We start from the raw sequence: 23,786 nt of genomic DNA, 5'->3' as shown, positions 1-23,786 counted from the left end.
AGATACATAGTTTCTGTGGATTTGATCAAAACCAAAGCGACCGCTAATTGGCTTAGACAGTTAATTGGGCTCGTCGCTCATAATTTGCGCAGGTCAAAAACCTAAACGAGGTCCTCGAGCAATCGCAGCAACATAGCGTCACAGGCCTCTAGCTCGGATGTCAGGATATACTCATCCGCTTTATGCCCTTGCCCTTCCATCGATCCGGGGCCGCACACAACGGTCGGAATACCGATGGCATCGAAAAACCCAGCCTCCGTTCCGTAGGCCACCTTTGTGACGCCGTTTTTACCGCTGATCCGCTGCATGAATTTCACGCAGTCCGCATCGGGCTTCACATCGAGACCCGGATAAGAGATCAAACCATCAATTTCGATGACCGCGCCCTTACGATCCTGTTCGACCTGAGCAACCAGCGCCGCCAAGTCGGCCTCGAAATCCTCTATACGATCTGCCGCCAAATACCTGATTTCGAATAAGAGTTCAGCCACATCTGGCACGATATTCAACGCTGTTCCGCCCGTCAGCTTGCCTACATGGACCGTCGAATATGGAACGGTATAGTCGTCATCCACGACGCCAGAACCAGCGAATTTCGCCTGCAAGGTTCGAAGCCCCGAGATCAGATCAGTCGCCACATAAATCGCGTTCACAAACTTCGGCGCGAGCGCGGAATGGCCCGCCTCACCACGACAAATAGCGCGGTAGCTCTTTTTCCCTTTATGCCCAATCGCCACATCGAGCGAGGTTGGTTCGCCCACAATACAAACCCGCGGCGTCCCGATCAAAGGACGCAACGCTTCGATCATTCGCCCCATCCCAACGCAACCGATTTCCTCGTCATAGGAAATCACAAGCTTGATCGGGGCCGTTAGGTCGGCCCCAGCAGCCACTTCGGCAAACGCCAAAACAGAAGCGAGGAACCCCTTCATATCAGTGGTCCCGCGCCCGTAGAGCCGCCCGTCCTCTTCGGTCAGTTCAAAAGGAGGCCGCGTCCAGTTTTGCCCTTCAACAGGCACCACATCGGTATGGGCGGACAAAACCACACCGTCACCTTCGGGGCCGATCTCGGCATAGAGCCCCGCCTTGGGTTCATAAGGATCCGTTATCCGAGTCACACGAAACCCGAGCGCGGTGAGGTGCGCTTCGATCCAATCAATGATCGCTAAATTGGACTTTGCGCTGACCGTGTCGAACGCAACCAACTCGCGCAGGATTTCAATGGTGCGGCTCACAAATCACCCAATGCAGTTACTTCACGGCGGAACGGCAGCGCGTCGCCAATATCCTCGCCATCCAGCTCGCGTGCATAGCGGTGCCCCGCATAGGTTGACCACGCGATTGGCCCAGGCGCCTCGGCGTCCCCGATAATCTTGACGGTCTTGATCCCAGCGTCCGCCCACTCCGATTTACGCACCATGAGGTCATGGAACAGTTGATCGTTCGATATCCGCGATGCGACGATCACAACCGCCTCTGCGTCGATTTCCATGATTTGATCGGTGTAGGTGCAGTTCGTCTGAACGGTGCCCGAGGTGATCCCGACGACCCCACGGTTCAGAATAATCTGAACACCCATATTGGCGAGACGGCGATGGATGGTGTGTTGTTCTAGCGTGTTCACCGTCCAATCGGACAAATAGGCCGATGGGGTCACGATGGTGACATCGCAGCCTTTGGACTGCAAAAGCTCTGCAATGACGCCGCCCATATAGTAGTGATCATCATCGTAGATCACGACCTTACCGCTAGGGAGAGTGCCCGCCATAATGTCGTCAGGCGTAAAAATCGGCATCACGGCGTCCATCGCGAACGGCACGACGTGCTGGCGACTGACCCCATCACGGCGCCATGTGCTCCCCGTGGCGATGCAAACGTTTTCAAACCCGAACTCAAGGATGCTCTCGGCATCGAGGGCACTGTCAAAATAGGTTTCGACGTTGGGCTTTTGGCTGATTTGATATTCCCGATAGTCAGCCACGCGTCCCCATGCGGACAACCCCGGCAGCAGACGTTCCTTGGCCACGCGCCCGCCCAAAACCGTTCCAGCTTCGGCGAGCGCCACATCATACCCGCGTTCCGCCAAAGCGCGCGTCGCCTCTAAACCCGCAGGTCCAGCACCGACGACGAGAACGGATTTGCTGTCACCTTTCGCGTTCATCCGCTCTGGGTGCCAGCCTTTGCGCCATTCCTCCATGAACGTGGGGTTCTGCGTGCAGCGGCTGATCGACATGGTCATGTCACCCGTGATGCAGATATTGCAGCCGATACATTCGCGAATGTCTTCGATCCGCCCTTCCATAATCTTGTTCGGCAGGAATGGGTCAGCGATTGACGGACGTGCGCAACCAATCGCATCAAGCGTGCCCGATTTGATCATCCGCGCCATCACATCGGGCGATGTAAACCGCCCTACCCCGACAACAGGTTTGGACGACAACTCTTTGATACCTTTGACCAAAACCTCTTGAGCCGCTTCTTCTTTGAACCGCGATGGACCCGAGCAATCCTCCCACGTGCCATGCGCCAAATCCCAAAGGTCCGGCAGGTCTTTGTTCATCTCTACAAAGTCACGCACCTCAGCGTTTGAAAATCCAAGGTCACCAATCGTTTCATTCAGCGAGACGCGTAGCGTGATCCCCATCGTATCACTCACCGCATCCCGTATGTCAGCGATGACCTCCCGCGCAAAACGGGAACGATTTTCGAGGCTACCGCCGTATTCGTCGTCTCGCATATTGGTCGCGCGGCTGAGGAAATGCTGGAAAATCCCGAACCCATGCGCTCCGTAAAGACAGATCAGATCGAAACCCGCGATCTTGGCCCGTTTGGCTGCATTTACGAACCAACGGCGAAGATCCTTGATCTCGTCCTTATAGAGCGCGCGGGCCTGAACAGGATCATTGGTGAACGTGCGGATTGGTCCCGCAGAAACTGCCAGCGGGACCTCCTTGGTATAGAGGTTCGGCCCGTTGATCCCAGAATAGGCTAGCTGAATACCAGCGAGCGCACCGTGCTCTTTCATCTTGTCGGCCATGCGGGCCAACATTGGGATGTCTTTATCCTCCCACAGGCGTAATTCGATGAAGGGCGTGATTTCCGAGGTATGGTGCATCTCGGTCTGTTCGGTGAAAATCACACCCCAGCCGCCCTCGGATTTAATCCCCCGCATTGCCGCCGCCGCAGAAGGGTCGCGATATCCCCCGCCGTTACAATGCGGCACCTGATAGAACCTGTTTTTGGCCTTAACAGGTCCGATTGTCAGAGGTTCAAAGAGAATATCGTAACGGGGATCGCGCAATTTCAGCTCCATTTCGGACTATGGACGGATCGTAACAAACAGCCCGCGCTGACCAAGTCCGCGCTGCGAAATCATTGGTTAGGCAGCCGCTAAGACTTCACACCAGAGGCAAGCCGCCGATTTGCGACAATCGACCATCGCGCACCATCCCAATGGCGTAATCAATGAATGCACGCACCGCGTTTGAACGGTGAACGTCCTGCGCGGTCAAAAGCCCCATCCGCATCGGACGCACTGGGCCCGTGATCGGCACGCATTTCACGTAGTTTCCATCTGGTGACGTATGACTAAGCGGGCGAACGTTTGCGATGGAATACCCAAAGCCGTTCCCAACCATGGATCGCATCACTGCCATGTCGCGCGTGCGTTCAGCGATCACTGGCTTTTCCCCGATTTCATCAAAGAACGAGAGGAAGTAGTCCGAACTCAGCGGCAGATCGAGCAGTACCATGGGGTGCTTGAGTAAGTCTTCAATGGTGACGCTGTCTTGCCCGACCAAGGGATGGTTTTCCCCCATCAGAGCGATGGGTGGCAGTTTGAGAAGCGGCGTGAACTGCAGGTCAGCAGGCAGGCCGAGATCATAGGTCAAAGCCACATCAATCTCAGATCGACGTAGCGCACTGAACAGTTCGACTTGGTTCATCTCGTGCTGACGCATTTTTACGTCGTCGTAGGTCGTTTCAAACCCACGTCGCAGGGATGGGAGAACCAACTGTGCAAAGGTCACCAGACACCCAACCGTCAACGGACCACGGACGGACCCTGCAATGTCGCCCGCGATGTCCATCAGCGCGCCCGCCTCACGCAGGACGATACGGGCTTGATCCATCATCTGGCGTCCCGCTTGGGTCAAAGAGAGGCCCTGTGCGTGCTGTCGCACAAACAACGGTAAGCCAAATTCGGCCTCAAGCTGTGTGATCGCAGCGGAAATCGAAGGCGACGAAACGTTGATACGCTCAGAGGCCCGTGCGATGCTTCCTGCTTCTCCGACAGCGACGAAATACTCGATCTGCCGAAGGGTATACCTCAACATTTTAATTCCTTGCCTGACCCAGACACACAAGCATTGACCGTGATCCCCTTGGTTTTCAAGGAAGAACGCTGCCGCGCCTTCGCAATCTGTCAAACTGCCCTTTATTTAGGCCGCTTATTCGTCGCCCGGCACGCCGTATGACGGCGCCTCGCGTGGGTCGAGGGCGCGTTGGATATAGGCGTCGAGTTGCGGCTTGTAGATGTCCCACGCCGTCGCGATAGCCTCGATCGGGCAATCCTCGGTCCAATCGCACCTGAGGTCCGCAACAGGCCACGACACCTTATCCACGATCTTCATGCCTGCGGAATGAACGGGACCTGCTTCGCCACCCGCGGCAAGGCCAGCCCGCATCGCAGCGATCAGCCGATCCCCCAGATGCCCCTCTGCCGCAAGGAACCCATCGACAATTGCCTGAGGAACACCGCTATCGGCGAGGAGATTTCCGCCAGAAGCAACGTTTTCCGCCTGCGCTTCGGACCAAATGCCCAGCGCATTGGGGCCAGAATGAATTGCGGTGCGTCCCATCGCATCGACCATGAGAACTTGTCGGTATTCGATGAAGGCACCGTTCTGGCGAATACGTTCGAGCGCGTCTGGCGCGGACAGCCCCTGTCCCATCAGTTCTAGCCCCAGAGGCCCCAATGTCGGGTCGGTCACGTTCTGCGACGCGACAGCCCCGACGCCCGCCTGTGCATAGGAACAACGAGCCGCGACGGCGGGCGAAGAGGATGAAATGGCGACGCCGAACATTCCCGTCTCAGCGCAGCGAGCAACAAGTGAGAACGTCATGCCTCGTCATCCGGAATAACGGCGGTTGCATCAATTTCAACGAGCCAATCAGGCCGCGCTAAGGCTGTCACAACAAGCCCCGTCGAGACAGGAAACACGCCACGAATGTATTCGCCCATGGTGCGATAGACGGCCTCGCGGTGGCGGACATCGGTGATATAGACGACCACCTTTACCAGATGCTCCATCGTGCCACCCGCTTCTTCGATCAGCTGTTTGATGTTTTGCATGACCTTATGGGTTTGCTCCGCTGGATCGTGGCTTTCGATGTTCTTCGCATCATCAAGGTTCTGCGGACATTGGCCGCGCATCCAAACGGTCCGACCACCACGCGTTACGACGGCTTGGCACAGGTCATTGTCGAGGTTCTGCTCGGGATAGGTTTCTTTGGTATTGAATTTGCGAATACGCGTATGGGCCATTTCAGTCTCCGCTCGATGCCCGACCCGTTTCGATACGGGACATAAGATAAGTAGCAAAATCGTAGTTTGGTCGCTCGAGGTGGCTCAGGTGCCCCGGACGAGCGAGATCTGAACAAAGGCCACGATAGACCTTTTCTGTGCAACCGCGATCCTCGATATTCACGTCGTCCAACAATGCCTTCAGAGCGGCAAAGTGGTCTTGAACAGATGGATCATCCTTAAAGTCATCCGACATGCCCCCGCCAAAGCGGATATGCACTTGCCCCGGCCCTTTGGGGTGCAGGGAGAGATACCAGAAATACCCGGGCGTTAGCGTGATCAGCAGACTAGGATAAATCGCCAAGAGATAGGTCGTCCGACGTTCCTCACCTTTGAGACGGTCATTTGACGGATGCGCCATTGCGATGGTCAGGGATTCATCCTTGAGGATCGTATGGTAGTTGAACGCGGGCAATCCAGGTGGGCAGATCATATCCTCTAGCTTGGACAGTCCACCAATCGTTCCTGCGTGACAGACAGGCAGGTGGTAGCTTTCCATGAAGTTCTCAGCGAGGACTTTCCAGTTGGTATCCCAGACGTGCTCTTCGTAGAAGGCCTCTGTGTAGGCCTCCATGTTATAGCCTGCGAGCATCGCATCGAGATCGGACAGAGCCTCTGCCACTGGGGCCGCATCAGGATCGAGGTTTACGAAGACCCACCCGTTCCATTCCTCACAGCGAACATTCGGCAAGGCATATGCGTCTTTGCAGAACCCCTCATTCAGGGTCATCGCAGGCGCACCCCGCAGTTTGCCGTCCAGATTGTAGGTCCACGCATGATAGGGGCAGACGATCAGCTTTGCATTTCCCCGACCCTCAAGGAGCGTCGACATACGGTGAAGACACACATTCGACAGTGCCTTTAGGTCACCACCATCACGGTCCCGAATGACAACGATCTGCTGACCCGCCAATTCACAGGTCGCATAGTCTCCTACATTGCCCAGCGCCGATGCACGGCCCAAGCAATACCAATCCTTGCGAAAGATGTGGGTGAGCTCTTCGGCTAGGAAGGCGTCAGAGGTGTAGACAGACGTTGGCATAGCGCGTGCCTTTTCAAACGGCACGGATACAGACTGCCGAAGTTCCTCAACAGGATCTATTGGACTGTCTTTTGCCACGGCTGGCACCTCATTCGTCGCTACCAGACAAACATGCGCCTCTGCATCGGCAAGTAAAAGAAATGGACTACCTTACCAGCGCTTAGCCTCGCTCTAAGCGGCGTTAGTCCGATCAAAAGCAAAGCTTCATCAAAACATGTTTTTAGTTCGCCAAATCCTACCCCTAGGGTCGGGGCAACGATTAGGAGAACACAGATGGAAGTTATCGATACGGTTGTGGTTGGCGGCGGACAGGCTGGCATCGCGGCAAGCGAACACCTGGCGAACAACGGTATTGAACATGTCGTCCTCGAAAGACACCGCATTGCAGAGCGGTGGCGGTCGGAACGCTGGGACTCTCTCGTGATGAATGGCCCCGCATGGCATGACCGTTTTCCGAACCTCGAATTCAACTGCCACCCTGACGCCTTCCCCGGTAAAGAGGACGTTGCCGATTACATGGTGGCCTATGCTAAGAAAATAGGCGCCCCGATCCGCACGGACGTCGATGTGAAACGAGTGAGCAAAGTCAAAGGCGGTTCTAGCTTTATCGTGGAAACCTCTGAGGGCCAGATTGAGGCCCGCCATATCATTGCAGCGACGGGTCCGTTCCAGAAACCGATCATTCCCCCCATAGTCCCCACGGATGCGCCGATCTTTCAGATGCATTCCAACAGCTACCACAATCCCGAACAATTGCCCGAGGGGGCCGTTCTGGTTGTTGGCGCTGGGTCGTCGGGCACTCAGATCGCTGAGGAACTGCGCAAAGCTGGCCGAAAAGTCTATCTGTCCGTCGGTGCGCACGACCGCCCTCCGCGTCGGTATCGGAACCGCGATTTCGTGTGGTGGCTCGGCGTTCTGAACAAATGGAACGCTGACACCCCCAACCCTGGCACCGAACACGTCACCATCGCGGTCAGCGGGGCCGAGGGCGGCAAGACCGTGGATTTCCGTAGGCTCGCCCATGAGGGCCTGACCCTCGTTGGCATGACCAAAGGGTATTCCGACGGCACCGTGCGGTTTGAAAATGACCTCATCCACAATGTGAACCGTGGCGATGCGAACTACCTGTCGGTTCTGGAAGAAGCAGACGCCTTTGTCGTGGCTAACGGCTTGGACCTTCCCGAAGAGCCAGAGGCAAAGATCATCCCACCTGATCCAGAGTGCATGGTGAACCCGATCCTTGACCTGAACCTCGCTGAACACGGTATCACGACCATTCTTTGGGCCACGGGGTATGCGCTGGATTATTCGTGGCTTGAGGCTGACACCTTTGATGAACGCGGCCGCCCGATCCATCAACGCGGCGTGAGCAAAGAAAGAGGGGTTTATTTCCTCGGCCTTCCATGGCTCACTCGGCGTGGGTCTGCCTTTATCTGGGGCGCTTGGCATGATGCAAAGTTTGTCGCCGACCAAATCCAGATCCAGCACAACTATTCGGGCTATCATGGTGAGGCCGAAGTCATATCGTAGAAGGACATGATCGGTGAAAATCGGCGTTTATCAGGGCCATGCAGTTGGCAAAGACATTGAACATGCCTTTGCCGTGATTGAGGACACCCTCAAAGCGGCATCAGCGGTTGGCACAGATATCGTCGTTTTCCCAGAGCTATTCATCCCCGGCTACAATCAACCCGACCTTCATCGCGCGCTTGCACAGCCCTCTGGCGGTGAATGGGAACAGCGGTTTGCATCTCTTGCCGCGACGCACTCTTGTGGCCTCGTCATCGGTTGGGCGGAGAAGGACGGAGAGCGGATTTTCAACACCGCGTCAGCCTATGACGCGAGCGGCGCAAAGATCGGGCATTACCGTAAAATCCAGCTGTTCGGTCCCGTTGAAAAGTCGGTGTTTGAGTTCGGCGACACCTACTGCACCTTTGACCTTGCAGGCACGAAAGTTGGCCTGCTGATTTGCTATGATATAGAGTTTGCGCAGCATACTTGGGCGCTCCGTGAACTTGGTGTGGACCTCCTGCTAATCCCCACCGCGAACCCGATCACCTTTGATAACGTCCCTGACCTGCTGGTGCCTGCACGGGCTGCTGAAAATGGAATGGTGATTGCCTACGCCAACTACTGCGGGTCCGAGGGAACCGTCACGTATGGCGGCAAATCCGTGATCGTCGATGGCAATGGGTCTGTCATTGCCCAAGCGGGCCGTAGTCCTGCGCTTCTCATCGCCGATCTCGGGGAGGTCGCGCAGCCCCTCTCAACCCAACATCAGGACTACCGCGACATCAGTCGAGCGTAGGAGGCACGCGATATTGCCCCGTCCGCTCAAACGCGGCAGCCAGCTGTAATAGCTTCACATCATCCCAGCCACGCCCCGCGAATGTCAGGCCAGCGGGCATACCGATATCTGCAAGCATCCCCATCGGCACAGTCACCGTCGGTATACCCAAGTGACGGATCGCGAGGTTCCCATTGGCGACCCAGACCCCATTGCGCCATGCCCGATCAGCAGAGGCTGGGTTTATGTCGGCATCCGCAGGGCCAATATCGGCGACCGCAGGGAAAATGACCGCATCTAGGTTTTGACGATCCATCCAGTCCTCTAGGTCGATCTTCCGTGTCGCCTCTAGCCCCCTGAACCCGTCCTCAAGCGCTGGAATATCCAAGAAACTCTCGATGGGATGTGCCCGCGCGTGTTCGGGATACGTGGCGATATCATCGTCAAACCCGACATATCGATCAGGAAGCGCACCTTTTGGTTGGCGGAAAATCTGGGCGCCGTCGACTTGGGCCAAACGGTTTAACTTTGGGTCATTGTTCGATCGCAAGAAATCATCCCATGCCCAAACCGAGAGGTCCATAATCTCTCGTCTCAGATACTCTGGCGTGACCAAGTTCCGCGTTTTGATCGATGGCGCCCCTACTCTGTCGCTCTCGTAGTTTGTGACAACAGGAAAGTCCGTCACAACAACGGCTCCGCCTTCGGCTTCAATCGCTCTGCGCGCAGCGTTGAACAGGTCGATCATCGATGCCCGCGTTTCGATCTTTTGCCCTGTCGGGCCTCCTATCCCGCCTTCAGGGTTTGATCCCGCCTCTGCGTCCTCGTTGATATACATCGCAGGCACGGCAAAGCGTTTCCCCTGAAGCGATGCACCCTTTGTCAGGTCAGCATAAGACACTGGCCGGTGGTCCGACGCCTTAGGAATATGAACCCACGGCTGGGATCGCCACAGGTCGCCCCGTGTGTTCGGATCATCCGCCACGATGACATCCAAAATATCCAGCATATCCGCCATATTCCGCGTATGCGGGACCACGACATCCATCGTCGGGACGAGAGGCCAGTTTCCCCGAACACTGATCACGCCGCGGCTAGGGGTATAGGCGCATAAGCCGTTGTTCGCTGCAGGTGCGCGTCCGCTGCTCCACGTTTCTTCACCCAGACCAAAGGTTGCAAAGCTGAATGCCGTTGCGGTGCCCGATCCGTTCGACGATCCAGAGGCAAAGGCGGCGGTCAGATAATTACGGTTATACGGGCTTTCCGCCCGGCCATAGAGTCCACGCTGCATACCCCCGTTCGCCATCGGCGGCATATTGGTCAACCCGATCAAGATCGCCCCCGCCGCACGCAATCGCTCAATCGCGAATGCATCGTCTGACGCGACCAAATCTGCAAAAGCTGGCGATCCGCTGGCGACTGTAAGGCCCTTGGCCCGATAACTGTTCTTTGCCGTATAGGGGATACCATCGAGACGCCCCAAGGTCTGCCCTTTTGCCCGCCTCGCGTCTGACGCTTTCGCCTCTTCCATCGCCGCAGGATTCAGAACAGGCACTGCATTCAAACAGGGCCCAGACCGATCATAGCGTTGGATACGGTCCAAGCACTCTTCGACCAGCAAAACTGCCGTCACCTCGCCCGCATCCAACATTTTGGCGAGGTCGCGAATTGATGTCTCAACGATGGTCATGGATGTTTCCTTTCAGTCAGCGACCACAGTCCTACTTGAAGAAAACTTGAGCAAGTTAAAAGAACACCAACTAAGTTCAGGCGCCCAGAAGGCCTTTGACTTTAGCTGTCCGTCGAAAATTCTCGGTAAATCCTGGCTGTAGAAGTCGATCAGCCGATTCTGTCGGATTGGAAGAAACCTCAGGGGGAAAGGTAAACCAGCAGATGGCAGGCTTTGCTGGTTTTTGACACGCAAAGTTCAGTGCGTATTTTGATGACATAAAGGGCGGAGAGCGGACATGCGCTGCGAGTACGAACTAACACTGAAGGCGCACAGAAAGCCGACATCCAGAAGACGTGAAACTCAGCCAGTGGCCTGCATTGCCGCAAGACGGCGTCGTGCCCACAGCGGACGGTTCAGGCAACAGCACGCTTGGAGTTGGTCAAGTAGGTTTCTTGAGAAAAGACTCCCTTATAGACGCTTTCCTCCAAGAAGCTGAGGACGGTTTTTAGGTCGCGCTTGACGGATGGTAGAACAATGCGACCACCGTCTTCGTTCAGCGCAAGCCCTACGGTTCTTGCCCGGGCGATAATCTCTGCGGCACTGTGATCGACCAAGACATTCGATTTATGGATGCCCCGTATCAGTTTTCGGCACCGTTCATCCATGTGGCTTTCGAAAGCGGCTCGGTTCTCGATGTGAAAAGATCGATGATTTGCGAAGTCGTCGACTTCCTGAGCTGTCGCTTCGGCAAAATGCTCTTGAACCGTTAAGATCGACCGAAGCACGTGGAAGCTAACGAACATGACGGTGTCGCCGCGAACAACTGCGCCCAGCCGTTCATTCAGTGAAAACCCTTGCTCTGAAAGTTTGCCAAACTGGTTGTCGTTAAACGTCAGCGTCAGCCCCCTGCGTTGCAGATACTGGGACGTACGAAACTTCTGTATTAGAATATTCCCTTCGATCTGCTCAGAGTGCATGAACAGAGCTTTAACTCCAGCCTCATCGTAGTTGGTGATGTCCAAACGGTCGTAGGCCCCCGCGCCGTTGGCCAACGTCTCGTTCAGTTGCGCTAGAAGATCAGCGTCCGTTATGCAAAGCAACTCGTTCCCGTCGGGCTTCCAATCGCCGTTAAACTCAATGGGCTCATCTTTGCCGTGAAAAAAAGACCGTTCCTGTGCATCGAAAATCGCTTCGACCTCGCCCTGCACGCCGGCTTCCAAGGGCACCCGTCGCACGACATTCTGCCCGTCCCGTCTACAAAACGCGAAAAGTGTTCTCGGCATTGGTCACTCCGTTTCCAAAATCACATAGTCCCCCAGTTCGATCCCGTTGATCGTTTGGTCGCCTTTGCGGATCGTCCGCTTGGTAATCAAGATGTTGGTAACGTTCTGTGGTGTACCGACACGGTAGAAGTGCCAGCCGAACGCACCAAGCAGGGGGTTGAAAAAATAGCTGTGGCTGGTCACTGCGATGAAGGCGAAGATCGCAATCGTGGGCACCCACATGATCCAGTTCAATTTGTCGAAATCGGCCGTAAACAACGGCAAGAGATACAAGAGCATAATTGCCATGTTCTCCCGGTCGGCAGGCTCCACGGTGGTGACCCTATGTTGCTCAGCGGCAGGTGCGCGGCTGGAACGGGTCGTCTTGAGAACCCATAGACACACCACAACCAATATCGTTGAGCCGAGCAACAGCCACATCATAGTTGACCACGCATCGTTGAAGGCCGCGACGAATGCATATGTGTACCCAACGGGCGCGATAGCCGTGGCAGTCAGGGCAAGGCGGGCTAAGCTGTTAAGCAATTTCCAGAACCTTCTGCTTGTCGGCTTGGACTTGCAGGAGCAGCGCGTTAGACAGCATTGAGAGATCCTCGCCTAATTGGACGCTCGCCCCGTTCAGTCCCAGTCAGACTCCCAATAAGGCTGTCCAGTTCATCGACCGGCAGACCCAGTTCCTCAGAAATATCGCCTCGAGTGACTCTTTCCTGCCAAAGTATTGTCAGCACCTTCTTCCACAATACTGAGGTTTCCCGCTCGATGCCGACAGGCTCGCCTGACCGATAGCCTCGGCGTGCCAAGTCGATGCAGATTGACTTATATTGCCAATCCGACAACCGCCCTATGTTGTGCAACCGAAAGGCCAAAGCCATCGCAGACACGCGCCAGCGTAGCTTGGCCTTGAGGATGATTTCGGTCGAGATCAGACGCGGAACTCGCGCCCGCACATCGTCTGCAGGCATCAGAAAAGCAGAGGCAAAGCTGTTGGCTTCTTTCTCAAGAGAGCGGTCGCCTTTGGGATCACCATGCCTGTGCAAGACCAGATGGCCAAGCTCGTGGGCCGCATCGAAGCGGCTGCTTTCGGCACTCTTGAAGTTGTTAAGGAATACGTAAGGCTTTCCACCACGCCAGAAAGAAAAAGCGTTGACCGATGCCGTATTCTCAGACAGCGACAGCATCCGTATGCCTTTGGTTTCCAATAAACCCAACAGATTGCCGATAGGCTGTTGCCCGATCCCCCAATGTTGGCGCAGGCGGGCCGCGGCGACTTCGGGGTTGGTTTCCTCCGACAGCTCCTCAGGGAAATCCGGATCAGGTAAGCCGAAACGGTCCTCAATCCAGCTGTTGAGCAGCAATCCGAGCGATCCGGCAGCGATGGCCGCGTTTCGCTCGCGGGCTGTCATCTTTGAGAAAGAGCGAAAGCTGACGGCCCCGACATCAACCTCCTCAATATCATCGCCCATGAAGAAGCTTGGCGGATAGCCCAACGCCTCGCCCAACTTCTCGATAGTTTCGGGTTCCGGCTCATGGCGGCCTTTTTCAAGCCGCGTGATCGTGTCCACCCCAACCCCGGCCTTTTCGGCCAAGGCTTTGGCCGTCATGCCACGCCTTGCGCGAGCAAGTGATAGTCTTCCAGCGTTGAACATCGGCGTACTACTTGCGAACGATCTGCGGCTCGAAATCATCCGCGATATCATCGGTGTCGAGCGGCAGGATCGTCTCGTCTTCTTCAACGTCCTCGATTAGAAAGATGCGCTCTACAGCCGCCACGAAGGTGCGGCGGGCAATCACAGGGCGCGTTAGTTCTGCTCGGCCCTGCTGATCCACCATCAGATAAAACAGCGCTGGGCCATCAACCGGCTTCCGCGCATGGGGTGCGAGATCGCCCGCGCCAGCGTGTTCAAAAAGGTTCGGCCCGCTGGCGCGTTCCGCCCCTGCGCCCTTTTCCGAGCACGGTTTGGGGTGTTCGCGGCCGCATGCTTCATCGACATTGCAGAACGAGACCTTTACACCGAGGACTTCGTTGAGGATCGCCTCAATCCCGTCGCGGCGGTCGATTTCCCAATCGTCCCCCAAGTATTCGCGGCGGATGGCCGCCACACCGTGATGGTATGAGAAGGTGCCGGCCGCGTTCGACGGATGAAGGCCAGTGGCGTTGTTGCGTTCGGCAAGCGCCATTTGGGCAGCGCGGATCAACCCTTCGCGGGTCAACCCAAGCTGGGCAAGCCGCTGGTTGATGTCGGCGGGCTCCTGCAGAATTGTCGTTTCGATATGCTCGGTCACGCCTACACCTCATGTCGATTTTCTTGACCTACAAGTTGGTCGAAAAAATCGACAAGGTCAAGTTTCAATTCGCGCTGGCCCCACGAACAGTGAAGGGCGAAACACTGCACCTTGATAACCGCGACGATTCAAGTGCTGCACGTCGCGCGAAAGGCAGAAAGATGAAACGCCGCGTCGCGATACCTTGGCGCCCAATGAGTGGCGGGTAAGGGCCGAGGTTGTGTGAAAACCCTTGGCGATCGCCGATTTCAACCCAAAGCGGGGTCTGCCGTCGCTCTATCGTGGACTTCAGCGTTGTTTGTCCCGTTTCGCCGAACTGAGCATGACGATACAACCCGCCGCACGGAGTATTCACACAGCCCTGGCCGGGACCGACGTGCGCCGCAGGTGATTACGCCTCCCCTGCCGAGCCGCGGCCAGCCCGGTTTCAGCCAGTTCATCACATCGACGTTAATTACTGCGTGGAATCATCGAAATTCAGGAAACCGTTTCCTGGTCTCCGCATCTCCGATAGCCAAGTTGTCACTGTTTCCAGATTTGCCGTCGTGATAGGGTATTCCCTTGCCTCAATATCCTTCTTAGCCCCACGGCTAATATCACTGGTAGTCACCACCATCGCTCCCGTGGCCCCTTCGAAAATGAGATCAGAGTAAAGGGCCTTCACCGTAACTCTGTCTATTTTCTCTTTATATCGCTTACACTGCACTATTACCGTTGGTGGCCCAGATTGGCTAAGATCATCTTTCCAGATCCGAAGGTCGACGCCACCGTCGTTTCTGCCTGGTCCTAACTCAACCGTATAACCATTGCGCTGAAACCACTCAGCGGCCAGTCCTTCAAATTGCCTCCAGTTCATTTCAAACAACTTTTCGGGATTTCGGTTCAAATAGTCGATGAATCTTTGATCAAAGAAACGGCCTTCGTCAGAGGGTAGAGATTCCGACTGGAACAGATCTCGCAATAAGATCAGATCGGATTTTACTATCTGCCTGACATAAAATGGGTTAATCCCTATCTCTTCATCAATTGCAGTGAGAAGGCCCGGAAACCAAGCGACTTCATTGGCGCCCAATAGCAGCCTTAGCTCTTCCAGGACTTCGGCTTGACTGTCGTCACGAGCAAGTTTGCGCCTCGCAAACTCTCTTCCGACAGCCTCGATCTTCATCAATTGAAATAAGTCGAGGCCTTCCCCCAGCTCTTGCCCGATATTCCAAAGAAACCGGCGGCTCAGGGGAGGCATTCCCGGCGTTCGGGCAGCACCCAATGCGAACAACAAATCACCTACAGCATCGGCGTAATCGTCTGATGCGAGCCGAACGACTTCACGGGCAGTGACTTCTTTGACGAAGCGATGACCGCTTCCCAAGCACTCAACAATGTCAGCTTCACCCAAAGCGAAGCCAGAGCGACAGCCAGCATCTTCCGATAGTGAGCGAACAAAAGCTTCGCTCGGCATTAGGATATGGCCCACCTCCACCCTCCATACAGATCACAGTAGACTAAAGCACTTTTGCCATATGTTCGCTGACGTCAAGCTGCCGCAATTAGCTGAGAACCGGTGCCTGCGCACCGCTGATCTCGGCCTGTCCGGAAATGCTGCGCGATCATACGAAAGGCCGGGGCGGGGAAGCTGCACCGCAGCGATGGCTAGGCTTGCGAATGTCCGGTCAGGGCCGAAATTGTCTTGGAAACAGTTCATGCGGCGAATTCAAATGCGACGCGTGGATGCTCTCGGGATCAAAGTAGGCATAGCGCATTTTGCCGTGCCGGCGCTTTCATCATCAAGCAAAAGTTCGATTGCTTCGGTCGCTATTTGTTCGAAGGGAACGTGGACAGTCGTCAGCGGCGTGGGCAGTAAAGCGGTCAGCGGGATATCGTTGTAGCCCACGACGGAGATATCTTCGGGAACGCGTTTGCCGATGGTCTGGAGTTCGGACAAGGCACCAATGGCAGTGTTGTCGTTCACGGCGAAAATGGCGGTCAGGTCGGGTGCCATGTCGATCAGCTGGCGAGCCGCGACGGCTCCGGATTCCATGCTAAAGGCGGCCTCGATGGTCAGGTGGTCGGCGGTGGGGATGCCTGCTTCGGTCATGGCTTTGTGGTATCCTGCCAGTCGGCCTGCTGCGCTCGAGGCATAGGACGGGCCGCCGATCAGGCCGATGCGTCGGTGGCCCAGATCCAGAAGATGGCGCGTGGCAAGGTAGCCGCCAAGTTCGTCATCCCCGATCGACGATTTGCTGTGCCCGTCGGTCCGCAGGGCCAGCACATAGGGCACATCACGTTCCGTCAGATCGGTGGTGAAACGGTCATCCAGTCGCGCGGTCGAAAGCACCAGACCGTCCACCCCGCGTTTGAGCAGGGTCTCGGCCGCATTGCGCATGGCGTCGGGCGTGTCGTCGGTGGTCGCGACGATAGCGAACAGACTCTTGCGGGCGGCGGCTTTTTGCAAGGCTTCATAGAGCATCGCCATCACCGTGTCGGTCAGACGCGGGACGATCACGCCGATCATGCCGGTCTTACCGCGTCGCAGACTGGCGGCAGACATATCGCGCACATAGCCAAGTTCGGCCGCGATACGGCGGACATTGCGCGCGGTATCGCTATCGGACTTTGGCAGGCGTTCGTCCAAAAACCTGGAAACACTGGACTTTGACACACCTGCGGCCTTGGCCACATCAAGGATCGTGACCCGTGCCGCGGTGCCTTTTGTCTTGTCTTCGGTAGTCATCGCGGCCCTCGGTCAATGCTCGTCGTTATCGTTATCAGATTTCTAGCACTTGACAGAACACTTTCGCAATGCATTTTTGGGAACGTTCCCACAATCGTTCCCAAATGGAGGAGAATTGAACATGAACCCGATGGACCTGCGCGGTCTGAACCCCGCCCCCGTAACCGTTTTCAAGAAAGACGGGTCGCTGGACATCGACGCGAACGTACGTCTGGCCAAGTGGCTGACCTCGTTTGCCGACGTCAAATCGCTGGTGATCCTTGGTCACGCCGGCGAGGGTACGTTCCTGACGACCGACGAACGTCTGGAGTTGATCCGCGCCTACAAGGATGCCGTGGATGTGCCGATCATCGCGGGCATCACCGGTGAAGGCACCAAGGTTGCCGCCGAAGAGGCCAAGCGGTCGTTCGATGCCGGTGCGACCGGTGCGCTGGTCTATCCGAACCACGGCTGGCTGCGGTTCGGGTTCCAGAAGGGCGCTCCGCAGGACCGCTATAAGGCGATCTACGAAGAGGGCGGCCTACAGACCATCCTGTTCCAGTACCCCGATGCGACCAAGGCGTCTTACGATCTGGATACCCAGCTGGACATCGCCGCGCAGGAAGGTTGCGTCGCGACCAAGAACGGCGTGCGCAACATGAAGCGCTGGTACGTCGAGATCCCCGCGCTGAAGAATGCGCAGCCGGACCTTCAGGTGTTGTCGTGTCATGACGAATGGCTGCTGCCGACCATGTTCGACGTGGACGGTCTGCTGGTCGGTTACGGCAACATCGCGCCGGAACTGCTGATCGACCTGATTAAGGCGGGCAAGGCGCAGGACTACCCCGAAGCCCGCCGTATTTTCGAGCAGCTTCTGCCTGTGACCCGCGCGGTCTACCACCGCGGCTCGCATATGGAGGGCACGGTTGCCCTGAAGCTGGGTCTGGTCAAGCGTGGCGTTCTGGACCACGCAACGATCCGCGAGCCGCTCAAGGATCTGGGCGCAGCCGCAGAGCAGGAAATCTTTGCCGCCTTCGACGCCGCCGGTATCGGACGTGTCGATGCCGATCTGCTGGCAGCCGAATGATCGATTGCCCCCGTCAGACCTACGGGGGCATATACATAGCAAGGGAGGAGAGAGAATGTTTGGATTCATCAACAAGGTTACCTTGTCGGCGCTGGTCGCACTGGCTGCTGGGGGCGCGGTCGCGCAAGATGTGCGGATAGGTGCGATGCGTGAGGGATCGTCGTGGTATGTGTTCGCGGCCACGCTAGAGCAGATTATCGAGCCGATCCTGGGGGATAATTCCGTCGAGGTGATCGCGCGTGGCGGCGGTGTGGCAAACCCGCTTGTGGTTCAGGGCGGCAATGCCGAGATCGCGCTATCGAACGTGGCGACGGCCATCTGGGCCTATGAGGGTGCCGATGTCTATGAAGGCCGCAGCGCGCCGGACATCCGCGCGTTGGTCGGCGGGCTGAACGATGTCTATGTCGGCGTGCTCGCACGCAACGATTTCCTGACCGCGCGCGGTGCGACCGATCTGGACGACATCCTGTCGTCGGACCAGCCGATCCGCGTTCTGATGAAGCCGGTCGGATCGTCAGCAGTGCCTGTTGCCGACATGATCTTTGCCGCCGCAGGCACCAGCGCCGACGAGATCAAGGCCAACGGCGGTGACATCATCCAGGTCGATACCGGCCAGATCGCGGATATGATCCGCAACGGCGCGGCCGACGTCTATATCGACACGATGATTAAAGGCCATCCGACGATCACCGAGGTCGCGCTGACCACACCGGTGACTTTCCTTGATCTGCCGGACGGGATTGCGGCCCATGCGAATGAACTGGGGCTCGAGATCGGAACATACGGGCCGTGGTTCGAAGGCCAGACGGCAGCAGCGACAGGGGCGAACCTTGGTACAGTGTTGATCGCAAGTGCATCGCTGGACGAGGAAAAGGCCTATCAGATCACCAAGGCGATTATCGAGAACGCAGCCGCGCTCCAGTCATCGCACGCGGCTTTTGCCCGTTTCGATCCGGCGGTGGCTGCCGACATCTCGAACACGGGTATTCCTCTGCATCCCGGCGCCGAGCGGTATTTCCGCGAAGCCGGTTTGATCCAGTGAACAGATTTCCGGCGGCGTCTTTGCGCCGCCGGTCCCATTGATCTGCAAACTCTGGGGAGGAGTCCATGTCCGCAGGACAACCACATAACGCAGCCCGCTATTCGGCCTTTGCCGTCGGCTGTGTCTTTATCGCGTTTCAGGCCTGGATCCTGTACGCCCCACAACAACCCCTGTTCGAACGGCCAATCCACCTGGGCGCGGCACTGATCCTGCTGTTCCTCTACAAACCGCTAGGTGGTCCACTGCCGCGTGCGGCGCGGGTAGCGATCGATCTGATGCTGATCGCTGCCTCGGTTGCGGTGACGGCCTATTATCTGGTGGATTTCGACCGTCTGACATCTCGCATGGAAAACGTCGATCCTGTTCTGGGGCGGGATATCCTTGCTGGCATCGCGCTGGTCGCGCTGCTGCTCGAAGGCGCGCGTCGCGCGGTCGGGATGATCCTTGTTTATGTGTTGTTGGTATTTATCGCCTATGCGTTCTGGGGCAATCTGTTACCTGGCTGGATCGGGTTCCGCGGTTTCGGCCTGCCTGCCGCGATCGAGATCAGCACCATGTCCACAGCGGGCGTGTTGGGGATCACCACCTCGACCTCGGTCGGTTTCATCTTCTACTTTATCCTGTTCGGCGCGTTCTACGGCGCGGTCGGCGGCGGGCAGTTGTTTATCGACCTCGCCATCCGTCTGGCGGGACGGGCGACAGGTGGAACGGCAAAGGCGGCCATTATCGGGTCGTCGCTGATGGGGTCGATTTCGGGGTCCGCAGTGGCGAACGTAGTATCGACCGGCGTCTTTACGATCCCGCTGATGAAGCGCACCGGCATTCCCGACCACCGTGCCGCAGGGATCGAGGCGATTGCCTCGACCGGCGGACAGCTGATGCCGCCGGTGATGGGTGTCGCCGCTTTCATCATGGCGGAAATGCTGGGCATGCCCTACGCCAAGTTGGCGCTTGCCGGTCTGATCCCCGCGCTGGCGTTCTACATCGCGCTTTTGATGGTGGTTGACCTGTCTTCGCGGCGCGAAGGTATTCGCGCCCTGACCGAGGAAGAGATCAACGACACTGCTCCAATCCTGCCGCGCCTGCATCTGATCTTCCCGCCGGTGTTGTTGATCGGGCTTCTGGTCAGCGGCTATTCCGCCAGCTACGCCGCCGTGATCGCATCGGTTGTGTCGCTCGGCGTGCCGTTCCTACGCCGCAACACGTGGATCGGGCGGGCGCAATTTGCCGAAGCCTTCCGCGAGGCACCGCGTCAGGCGGCCGACGTGGCAATCCCGATTGCTGCCATCGGGTTGGTCATCGCAGTGGCGGTGCAGTCCAATCTTGCACTGAAGTTCGCGACATCTTTGGTAAGCCTGTCTGAAGGGTCGATCTATGCCTCGCTCACTCTGGCTATGGTCGGGTGTATCGTGATGGGGATGGGCCTACCGACGGTCGCGGCCTATATCATCGGCGCGGTACTGTTCGTTCCCGCCATTCAGGATCTGGGCGTGACACCCTTGGCAGCGCATTTCTTCGTCTTCTACTACTGCGTGCTGTCGATGGTGACGCCGCCGGTCGCGCTGGCTTCGTTTGCGGCTGCGGCAGTCGGGCAGGCCTCGACGGTCAAGAGCAGCCTGTCGGCCTTTGGTCTGAGCCTCGTGGCGTTCTTCGTGCCCTTCGGGTTCGTGTTCGACACAGGTATCCTGTGGCAGGGAACATACGCCGCAATCGCGCTGTCGGCCTTTGGGTTGCTGGTTGCGACGGCCTTGTGGGCAGTGGCTTTTGGCGGGTGGTGCATGCGGCCATTATCGATGGCGAGCCGCATCGTGATCGGAGCCGCCGGCCTATGCGCAGTGATCGCCCCTTCGGGATCGGTTGTCTGGCTGGGCGGGTTGGTGATCGGCTGGGGCTGCGTGGTGATACTGGCGGTTTTTGCCAAGTTACCGCCAAGTCGATGGCAAGCGATCGCTTTTATATGATTTTGAAATGGCCCGACAGAGTTCGGGCCTTTCTCTTGTATCGAGTTCTCCCGACCGATGCGGGCAGCGCTTCGCCAGGTTCTGGAGGTTTGAAGCCGCTTGTATTTCGGAAGGACGGCACTGAACCTGATTTGGGTGTCGGCTTTTGATGCCCATGAGGCTTGCCTGATTGGCTTTCCTTCAGCGCCCTAAAGGGCAGAGCTGATGTCCAAAGGGATCCTCTGCTATTGAGGGGGGGGGCGAAGGTGGCTTGACCCACGAAAGAACCCTGCGAGAGATATAACGAAATGCGTATTTTCTCCGTCTTCTGTCAAAACCATGCTGCGAGATGCAACTAATGACCGCTTTGGTGTTTGGCTGAATTTGCGGAAGGCATACTCCTCATGTCCGCTTTGGGCCGTAAGCCCCGTTGCCTCTCCGCTTCACCCCGTTTACGTCTCCCTATGGTAGCAGACAGCGAGGCTTCTTTATTGGACGCTGCTACGAGCGCACCCTTTGAGGTCAGGATATCACGGTAAGGCGCACTCGCATGAAGATTGGCTCCCTTCGGGGGGCCTTTTTCGTTGTGTCGTCCCTTTTTGTGCGGAGCCTACCTTATCTAAGCTCGCCAAATTCCATAAAACTCGCGGTTTATGGTGTCTCGCGAAGCGCCCATTTTGCGCGCCAATGAAAGTCGCTCCAATGGCGACCATCTGTCGAAGTAAACAGATCTGTTTAGATTCCCGCCGTTCGCAAAGAGTCTTCCGGATTTTAAGGGGAGCAATCCACATTTTCCCGCAAAGAGAGAGTTTGAGAGGGGTTCCCAGGCAGTGCGGCCTCCCTATCCTGGAGGTATCAGACCACAGGAGAGACGCTTTGGAACACAACGACAAGAGATCAAAATTGGAAGGGAAAGGCAAAATTTCCTCATCCGCCCCTCTTGTCATTTCGCGGCCGGATGATCATCCTTTGATTGAAGCGACAGTGCGGCTCTTAGCCAAACACGCTGCATGGGTAGATTATACCGCCTCACTTAAAGGCGGTGACGATCAATGACGCTATTCCCTTCCCGAAGGATGTAACGCTATGCCCGCATACCGTGCCGCTATCTACGCCCGCTTTTCCAGTGACCACCAACGCGATGCCTCAATCGAGGACCAGTTTCGCGTGTGCCGCCAATTGGCGGAGAGCAAAGGTTGGACCGTTGTTCGAACTTTTGCCGACCGCGCCATATCTGGCGCAACCCAACATCGCCCGCAGTTTCAGGAGCTTCAGGCAGAGGCCAAAGCAGGCCAGTTCGATATCGTCATTTCAGAGAGCTTGGACCGCCTGTCGCGCGACCTCGAACACATCGCAGGCTTCGCCAAAACGATGACCTACCTCGGCATCCCAATTTTCACAGTCGCAGAAGGTGAGATCAGCGAACTGCACATCGGTCTCAAAGGCACAATGTCTGCCCTCTACCTCAAAGATCTCGCGCAAAAGACCCATCGCGGATTGGAAGGTCGCATCCAAAAAGGCAAATCTGCTGGCGGGATTTCTTATGGCTATCGCGTCATCCGTGAACTCCTCCCCGATGGGAGCGTCACCACTGGCGATCGATCTATCCATAAAGAAGAAGCCGCCGTCATCCGTCGCATTTTCACAGACTATGCCAAAGGCGCCTCCGCTCAGGCCATCGCTAAAGCGCTGAACAGCGAAGGCATCACAGGCCCAATGACCGGAAAGGGCTGCGGCGAATGGAACCCCTCCACCATCGCAGGCAATGCAAAACGGGGGACCGGCATCCTCAACAACGAAGCCTATATCGGCAAACTGGTCTGGAACCGCCAACGATATGTGAAGAACCCAGAAACAGGCAAACGACAGGCGCGCCTGAACCCGCCCGATCAATGGCAATACACCGACGTCCCAGAGCTCCGGATCATAAATGACGATCTCTGGGACGCGGTCAAAGCCCGTCAAAAGGCCATCCGCGTCAAGATAAACCCGGCAGGCTGTCTTACCGCAGGCCTGCGGCCAGAACGCGCCCGCCGACCCGTCTATCTGTTTTCTGGGTTGGTGAAGTGTGGCTGCTGTGGATCGAGCTATACGCTCATCAATAAGACCCGCTACGGCTGCGCCGCCGCCCGCAACAAAGGTGAGGCGATCTGCACCAATCGTGCGACCATCCTGCGTGAAGACCTCGAAGATCGTGTCATCACAGGCCTGCGCGATCGGCTGTGGTCCCCCAAAATGGTCAGCGCCTTCGCAGACCAATACCGCAAATCCTATAATAACTTTGCGGCCAATGTTTCAGCCGAACGGGAGAAAGCCGAACGCCAGCTCGCAAAAACACAATCGGCGATCGACCAAATCACAAAAGCCGTAGAAGACGGGATGTATCACCCCTCCATGATCGCAAAGCTCACAGAACACGAAGCAACAAAAGAGGCACTCGAGCTGGAACTCGCCTCAGAGCCCCCTGCCCCAACATTGCGTCTGCATCCCAGCATGAGCACCCGCTTCAAAGAGCACATTCACGCCCTGAGCGTCGCACTCCGCGAAGACCATTTACGGACAGAGGCCGTTGAGATCCTCCGTGGCTTCGTTTCAGAAGTACGGATGGTTCCAGACGCCGATGCTCGGGGTGGGCATCAGATGGAATTGGTCGGCGATTTAGCCGGAATTCTTCAATTAAGTCATGGGGATGAGTGTAAACACCGCTCCATTATCGCAGGAGGGTCGGTTACGTTGGTTGCGGGGGTAGGATTTGAACCTACGACCTTCAGGTTATGAGCCTGACGAGCTACCGGGCTGCTCCACCCCGCGCCGATTGTGACTTGAGTGTCACTGGTGCGATGATCCAGCTATTGCGTA

21 protein-coding genes and 1 tRNA gene are annotated in these 23,786 nt (G+C 56.9%); 8 read left to right on the top strand and 14 right to left on the bottom strand.

Annotation, left to right across the window (positions count from 1 at the left end):
- Window positions 1-101: 101 nt before the first annotated feature.
- The 6 genes from argE to QWY83_RS13345 form a co-directional block, all read right to left on the bottom strand.
- The gene (gene argE / locus QWY83_RS13370; protein ID WP_249947178.1) at window positions 102-1,235 is read right to left on the bottom strand and encodes an acetylornithine deacetylase; all 1,134 of its coding nucleotides are present in this window, start codon (window positions 1,233-1,235) and stop codon (window positions 102-104) included.
- On the bottom strand, window positions 1,232-3,301 hold the full coding sequence (locus tag QWY83_RS13365) for an oxidoreductase (protein ID WP_249947179.1): 2,070 nt from the start codon (window positions 3,299-3,301) through the stop codon (window positions 1,232-1,234). Before QWY83_RS13365 ends, argE begins: the two co-directional genes overlap by 4 nt.
- A gap of 97 nt (window positions 3,302-3,398) precedes the next feature.
- Window positions 3,399-4,334 carry a LysR family transcriptional regulator gene (locus tag QWY83_RS13360; protein ID WP_249947180.1) on the bottom strand — a complete coding sequence of 312 codons (936 nt, stop codon included), beginning with the start codon at window positions 4,332-4,334 and terminating at the stop codon, window positions 3,399-3,401.
- Window positions 4,335-4,448: 114 nt separating this feature from the next.
- A complete protein-coding gene (locus tag QWY83_RS13355) occupies window positions 4,449-5,123 on the bottom strand; it encodes a DUF1028 domain-containing protein (protein ID WP_249947181.1) in 675 nt (224 codons plus the stop codon).
- Window positions 5,120-5,545: a RidA family protein gene (locus QWY83_RS13350; RefSeq protein ID WP_105235183.1), complete on the bottom strand. Its 426-nt coding sequence runs from the start codon at window positions 5,543-5,545 to the stop codon at window positions 5,120-5,122. The genes QWY83_RS13355 and QWY83_RS13350 overlap by 4 nt, the downstream gene beginning before the upstream one ends.
- Before the next feature lies 1 nt (window position 5,546).
- Window positions 5,547-6,626, bottom strand: a complete 1,080-nt coding sequence (locus QWY83_RS13345) for an aromatic ring-hydroxylating oxygenase subunit alpha (protein ID WP_435404539.1) — start codon at window positions 6,624-6,626, stop codon at window positions 5,547-5,549.
- Window positions 6,627-6,899: 273 nt separating this feature from the next.
- Between QWY83_RS13345 and QWY83_RS13340 the strand changes: the two genes are divergently transcribed.
- Both QWY83_RS13340 and QWY83_RS13335 read left to right on the top strand, forming a co-directional pair.
- Window positions 6,900-8,156, top strand: a complete 1,257-nt coding sequence (locus QWY83_RS13340) for a flavin-containing monooxygenase (protein ID WP_249947183.1) — start codon at window positions 6,900-6,902, stop codon at window positions 8,154-8,156.
- A gap of 13 nt (window positions 8,157-8,169) precedes the next feature.
- Window positions 8,170-8,934 (top strand): carbon-nitrogen hydrolase family protein, encoded by a 765-nt coding sequence (locus QWY83_RS13335; RefSeq protein ID WP_249947184.1) that lies wholly within the window; start codon window positions 8,170-8,172, stop codon window positions 8,932-8,934.
- Here QWY83_RS13335 and QWY83_RS13330 read toward each other — a convergent pair.
- The 5 genes from QWY83_RS13330 to QWY83_RS13310 all read right to left on the bottom strand — a co-directional run bounded on the left by QWY83_RS13330 (window position 8,921) and on the right by QWY83_RS13310 (window position 14,151).
- Window positions 8,921-10,603 (bottom strand): amidase, encoded by a 1,683-nt coding sequence (locus tag QWY83_RS13330; RefSeq protein WP_249947185.1) that lies wholly within the window; start codon window positions 10,601-10,603, stop codon window positions 8,921-8,923. The two genes, QWY83_RS13335 and QWY83_RS13330, sit on opposite strands and share 14 nt — an antisense overlap.
- Before the next feature lie 395 nt (window positions 10,604-10,998).
- Window positions 10,999-11,868 carry a Kiwa anti-phage protein KwaB-like domain-containing protein gene (locus QWY83_RS13325; RefSeq protein WP_249947186.1) on the bottom strand — a complete coding sequence of 290 codons (870 nt, stop codon included), beginning with the start codon at window positions 11,866-11,868 and terminating at the stop codon, window positions 10,999-11,001.
- A 3-nt stretch (window positions 11,869-11,871) separates the two neighbouring features.
- Window positions 11,872-12,393 carry a KwaA family protein gene (locus QWY83_RS13320; RefSeq protein ID WP_290246009.1) on the bottom strand — a complete coding sequence of 174 codons (522 nt, stop codon included), beginning with the start codon at window positions 12,391-12,393 and terminating at the stop codon, window positions 11,872-11,874.
- Between the two features lie 47 nt (window positions 12,394-12,440).
- On the bottom strand, window positions 12,441-13,514 hold the full coding sequence (locus QWY83_RS13315; protein ID WP_290246008.1) for a helix-turn-helix domain-containing protein: 1,074 nt from the start codon (window positions 13,512-13,514) through the stop codon (window positions 12,441-12,443).
- A 7-nt stretch (window positions 13,515-13,521) separates the two neighbouring features.
- Complete coding sequence (locus tag QWY83_RS13310) at window positions 13,522-14,151, bottom strand: hypothetical protein (RefSeq protein ID WP_249947189.1); 630 nt, start codon at window positions 14,149-14,151, stop codon at window positions 13,522-13,524.
- A gap of 11 nt (window positions 14,152-14,162) precedes the next feature.
- Between QWY83_RS13310 and QWY83_RS13305 the strand changes: the two genes are divergently transcribed.
- Window positions 14,163-14,360, top strand: coding sequence for a hypothetical protein (locus QWY83_RS13305; protein WP_249947190.1), 198 nt, complete (start codon window positions 14,163-14,165; stop codon window positions 14,358-14,360).
- Window positions 14,361-14,605: 245 nt separating this feature from the next.
- Here the strand turns inward: QWY83_RS13305 and QWY83_RS13300 are convergent, their stop codons facing one another.
- Window positions 14,606-15,607: a restriction endonuclease gene (locus QWY83_RS13300; RefSeq protein ID WP_249947191.1), complete on the bottom strand. Its 1,002-nt coding sequence runs from the start codon at window positions 15,605-15,607 to the stop codon at window positions 14,606-14,608.
- Window positions 15,608-15,859: 252 nt separating this feature from the next.
- On the bottom strand, window positions 15,860-16,879 hold the full coding sequence (locus QWY83_RS13295; RefSeq protein WP_249947192.1) for a LacI family DNA-binding transcriptional regulator: 1,020 nt from the start codon (window positions 16,877-16,879) through the stop codon (window positions 15,860-15,862).
- 49 nt (window positions 16,880-16,928) lie between these two features.
- Between QWY83_RS13295 and QWY83_RS13290 the strand changes: the two genes are divergently transcribed.
- The 5 genes from QWY83_RS13290 to QWY83_RS13270 all read left to right on the top strand — a co-directional run bounded on the left by QWY83_RS13290 (window position 16,929) and on the right by QWY83_RS13270 (window position 23,705).
- The gene (locus tag QWY83_RS13290; protein WP_249947193.1) at window positions 16,929-17,945 is read left to right on the top strand and encodes a dihydrodipicolinate synthase family protein; all 1,017 of its coding nucleotides are present in this window, start codon (window positions 16,929-16,931) and stop codon (window positions 17,943-17,945) included.
- A gap of 55 nt (window positions 17,946-18,000) precedes the next feature.
- Window positions 18,001-18,987, top strand: coding sequence for a TAXI family TRAP transporter solute-binding subunit (locus QWY83_RS13285; protein WP_249947194.1), 987 nt, complete (start codon window positions 18,001-18,003; stop codon window positions 18,985-18,987).
- 65 nt (window positions 18,988-19,052) lie between these two features.
- The gene (locus QWY83_RS13280; RefSeq protein ID WP_249947195.1) at window positions 19,053-20,948 is read left to right on the top strand and encodes a TRAP transporter permease; all 1,896 of its coding nucleotides are present in this window, start codon (window positions 19,053-19,055) and stop codon (window positions 20,946-20,948) included.
- An 855-nt stretch (window positions 20,949-21,803) separates the two neighbouring features.
- Window positions 21,804-21,983, top strand: coding sequence for a hypothetical protein (locus QWY83_RS13275; protein ID WP_249947196.1), 180 nt, complete (start codon window positions 21,804-21,806; stop codon window positions 21,981-21,983).
- A gap of 30 nt (window positions 21,984-22,013) precedes the next feature.
- Window positions 22,014-23,705 (top strand): recombinase family protein, encoded by a 1,692-nt coding sequence (locus tag QWY83_RS13270; RefSeq protein ID WP_249947204.1) that lies wholly within the window; start codon window positions 22,014-22,016, stop codon window positions 23,703-23,705.
- Here the strand turns inward: QWY83_RS13270 and QWY83_RS13265 are convergent.
- Window positions 23,662-23,738: transfer RNA gene (locus tag QWY83_RS13265), tRNA-Met, on the bottom strand. The two genes, QWY83_RS13270 and QWY83_RS13265, sit on opposite strands and share 44 nt — an antisense overlap.
- Between the last annotated feature and the right edge of the window lie 48 nt (window positions 23,739-23,786).

Origin of the sequence: Marivivens donghaensis (genome assembly GCF_030410045.1) — a bacterium.
GTDB classification, from domain to species: Bacteria; Pseudomonadota; Alphaproteobacteria; order Rhodobacterales; family Rhodobacteraceae; genus Marivivens; species Marivivens donghaensis.
The sequence above is the reverse complement of the archived record's forward strand: the minus strand, read 5'-3'. Positions and strand labels throughout refer to the sequence as shown.

Coding starts and splice junctions, on each gene's coding strand:
- QWY83_RS13360 (WP_249947180.1), bottom strand. CDS start 4,334: ATGTTGAGGTATACCCTTCGGCAGATCGAGTATTTCGTCGCTGTCGGA.
- QWY83_RS13355 (WP_249947181.1), bottom strand. CDS start 5,123: ATGACGTTCTCACTTGTTGCTCGCTGCGCTGAGACGGGAATGTTCGGC.
- QWY83_RS13350 (WP_105235183.1), bottom strand. CDS start 5,545: ATGGCCCATACGCGTATTCGCAAATTCAATACCAAAGAAACCTATCCC.
- QWY83_RS13345 (WP_435404539.1), bottom strand. CDS start 6,626: ATGCCAACGTCTGTCTACACCTCTGACGCCTTCCTAGCCGAAGAGCTC.
- QWY83_RS13340 (WP_249947183.1), top strand. CDS start 6,900: ATGGAAGTTATCGATACGGTTGTGGTTGGCGGCGGACAGGCTGGCATC.
- QWY83_RS13330 (WP_249947185.1), bottom strand. CDS start 10,603: ATGACCATCGTTGAGACATCAATTCGCGACCTCGCCAAAATGTTGGAT.
- QWY83_RS13325 (WP_249947186.1), bottom strand. CDS start 11,868: ATGCCGAGAACACTTTTCGCGTTTTGTAGACGGGACGGGCAGAATGTC.
- QWY83_RS13315 (WP_290246008.1), bottom strand. CDS start 13,514: ATGTTCAACGCTGGAAGACTATCACTTGCTCGCGCAAGGCGTGGCATG.
- QWY83_RS13305 (WP_249947190.1), top strand. CDS start 14,163: ATGTCGATTTTCTTGACCTACAAGTTGGTCGAAAAAATCGACAAGGTC.
- QWY83_RS13300 (WP_249947191.1), bottom strand. CDS start 15,607: ATGCCGAGCGAAGCTTTTGTTCGCTCACTATCGGAAGATGCTGGCTGT.
- QWY83_RS13295 (WP_249947192.1), bottom strand. CDS start 16,879: ATGACTACCGAAGACAAGACAAAAGGCACCGCGGCACGGGTCACGATC.
- QWY83_RS13285 (WP_249947194.1), top strand. CDS start 18,001: ATGTTTGGATTCATCAACAAGGTTACCTTGTCGGCGCTGGTCGCACTG.
- QWY83_RS13280 (WP_249947195.1), top strand. CDS start 19,053: ATGTCCGCAGGACAACCACATAACGCAGCCCGCTATTCGGCCTTTGCC.
- QWY83_RS13270 (WP_249947204.1), top strand. CDS start 22,014: ATGCCCGCATACCGTGCCGCTATCTACGCCCGCTTTTCCAGTGACCAC.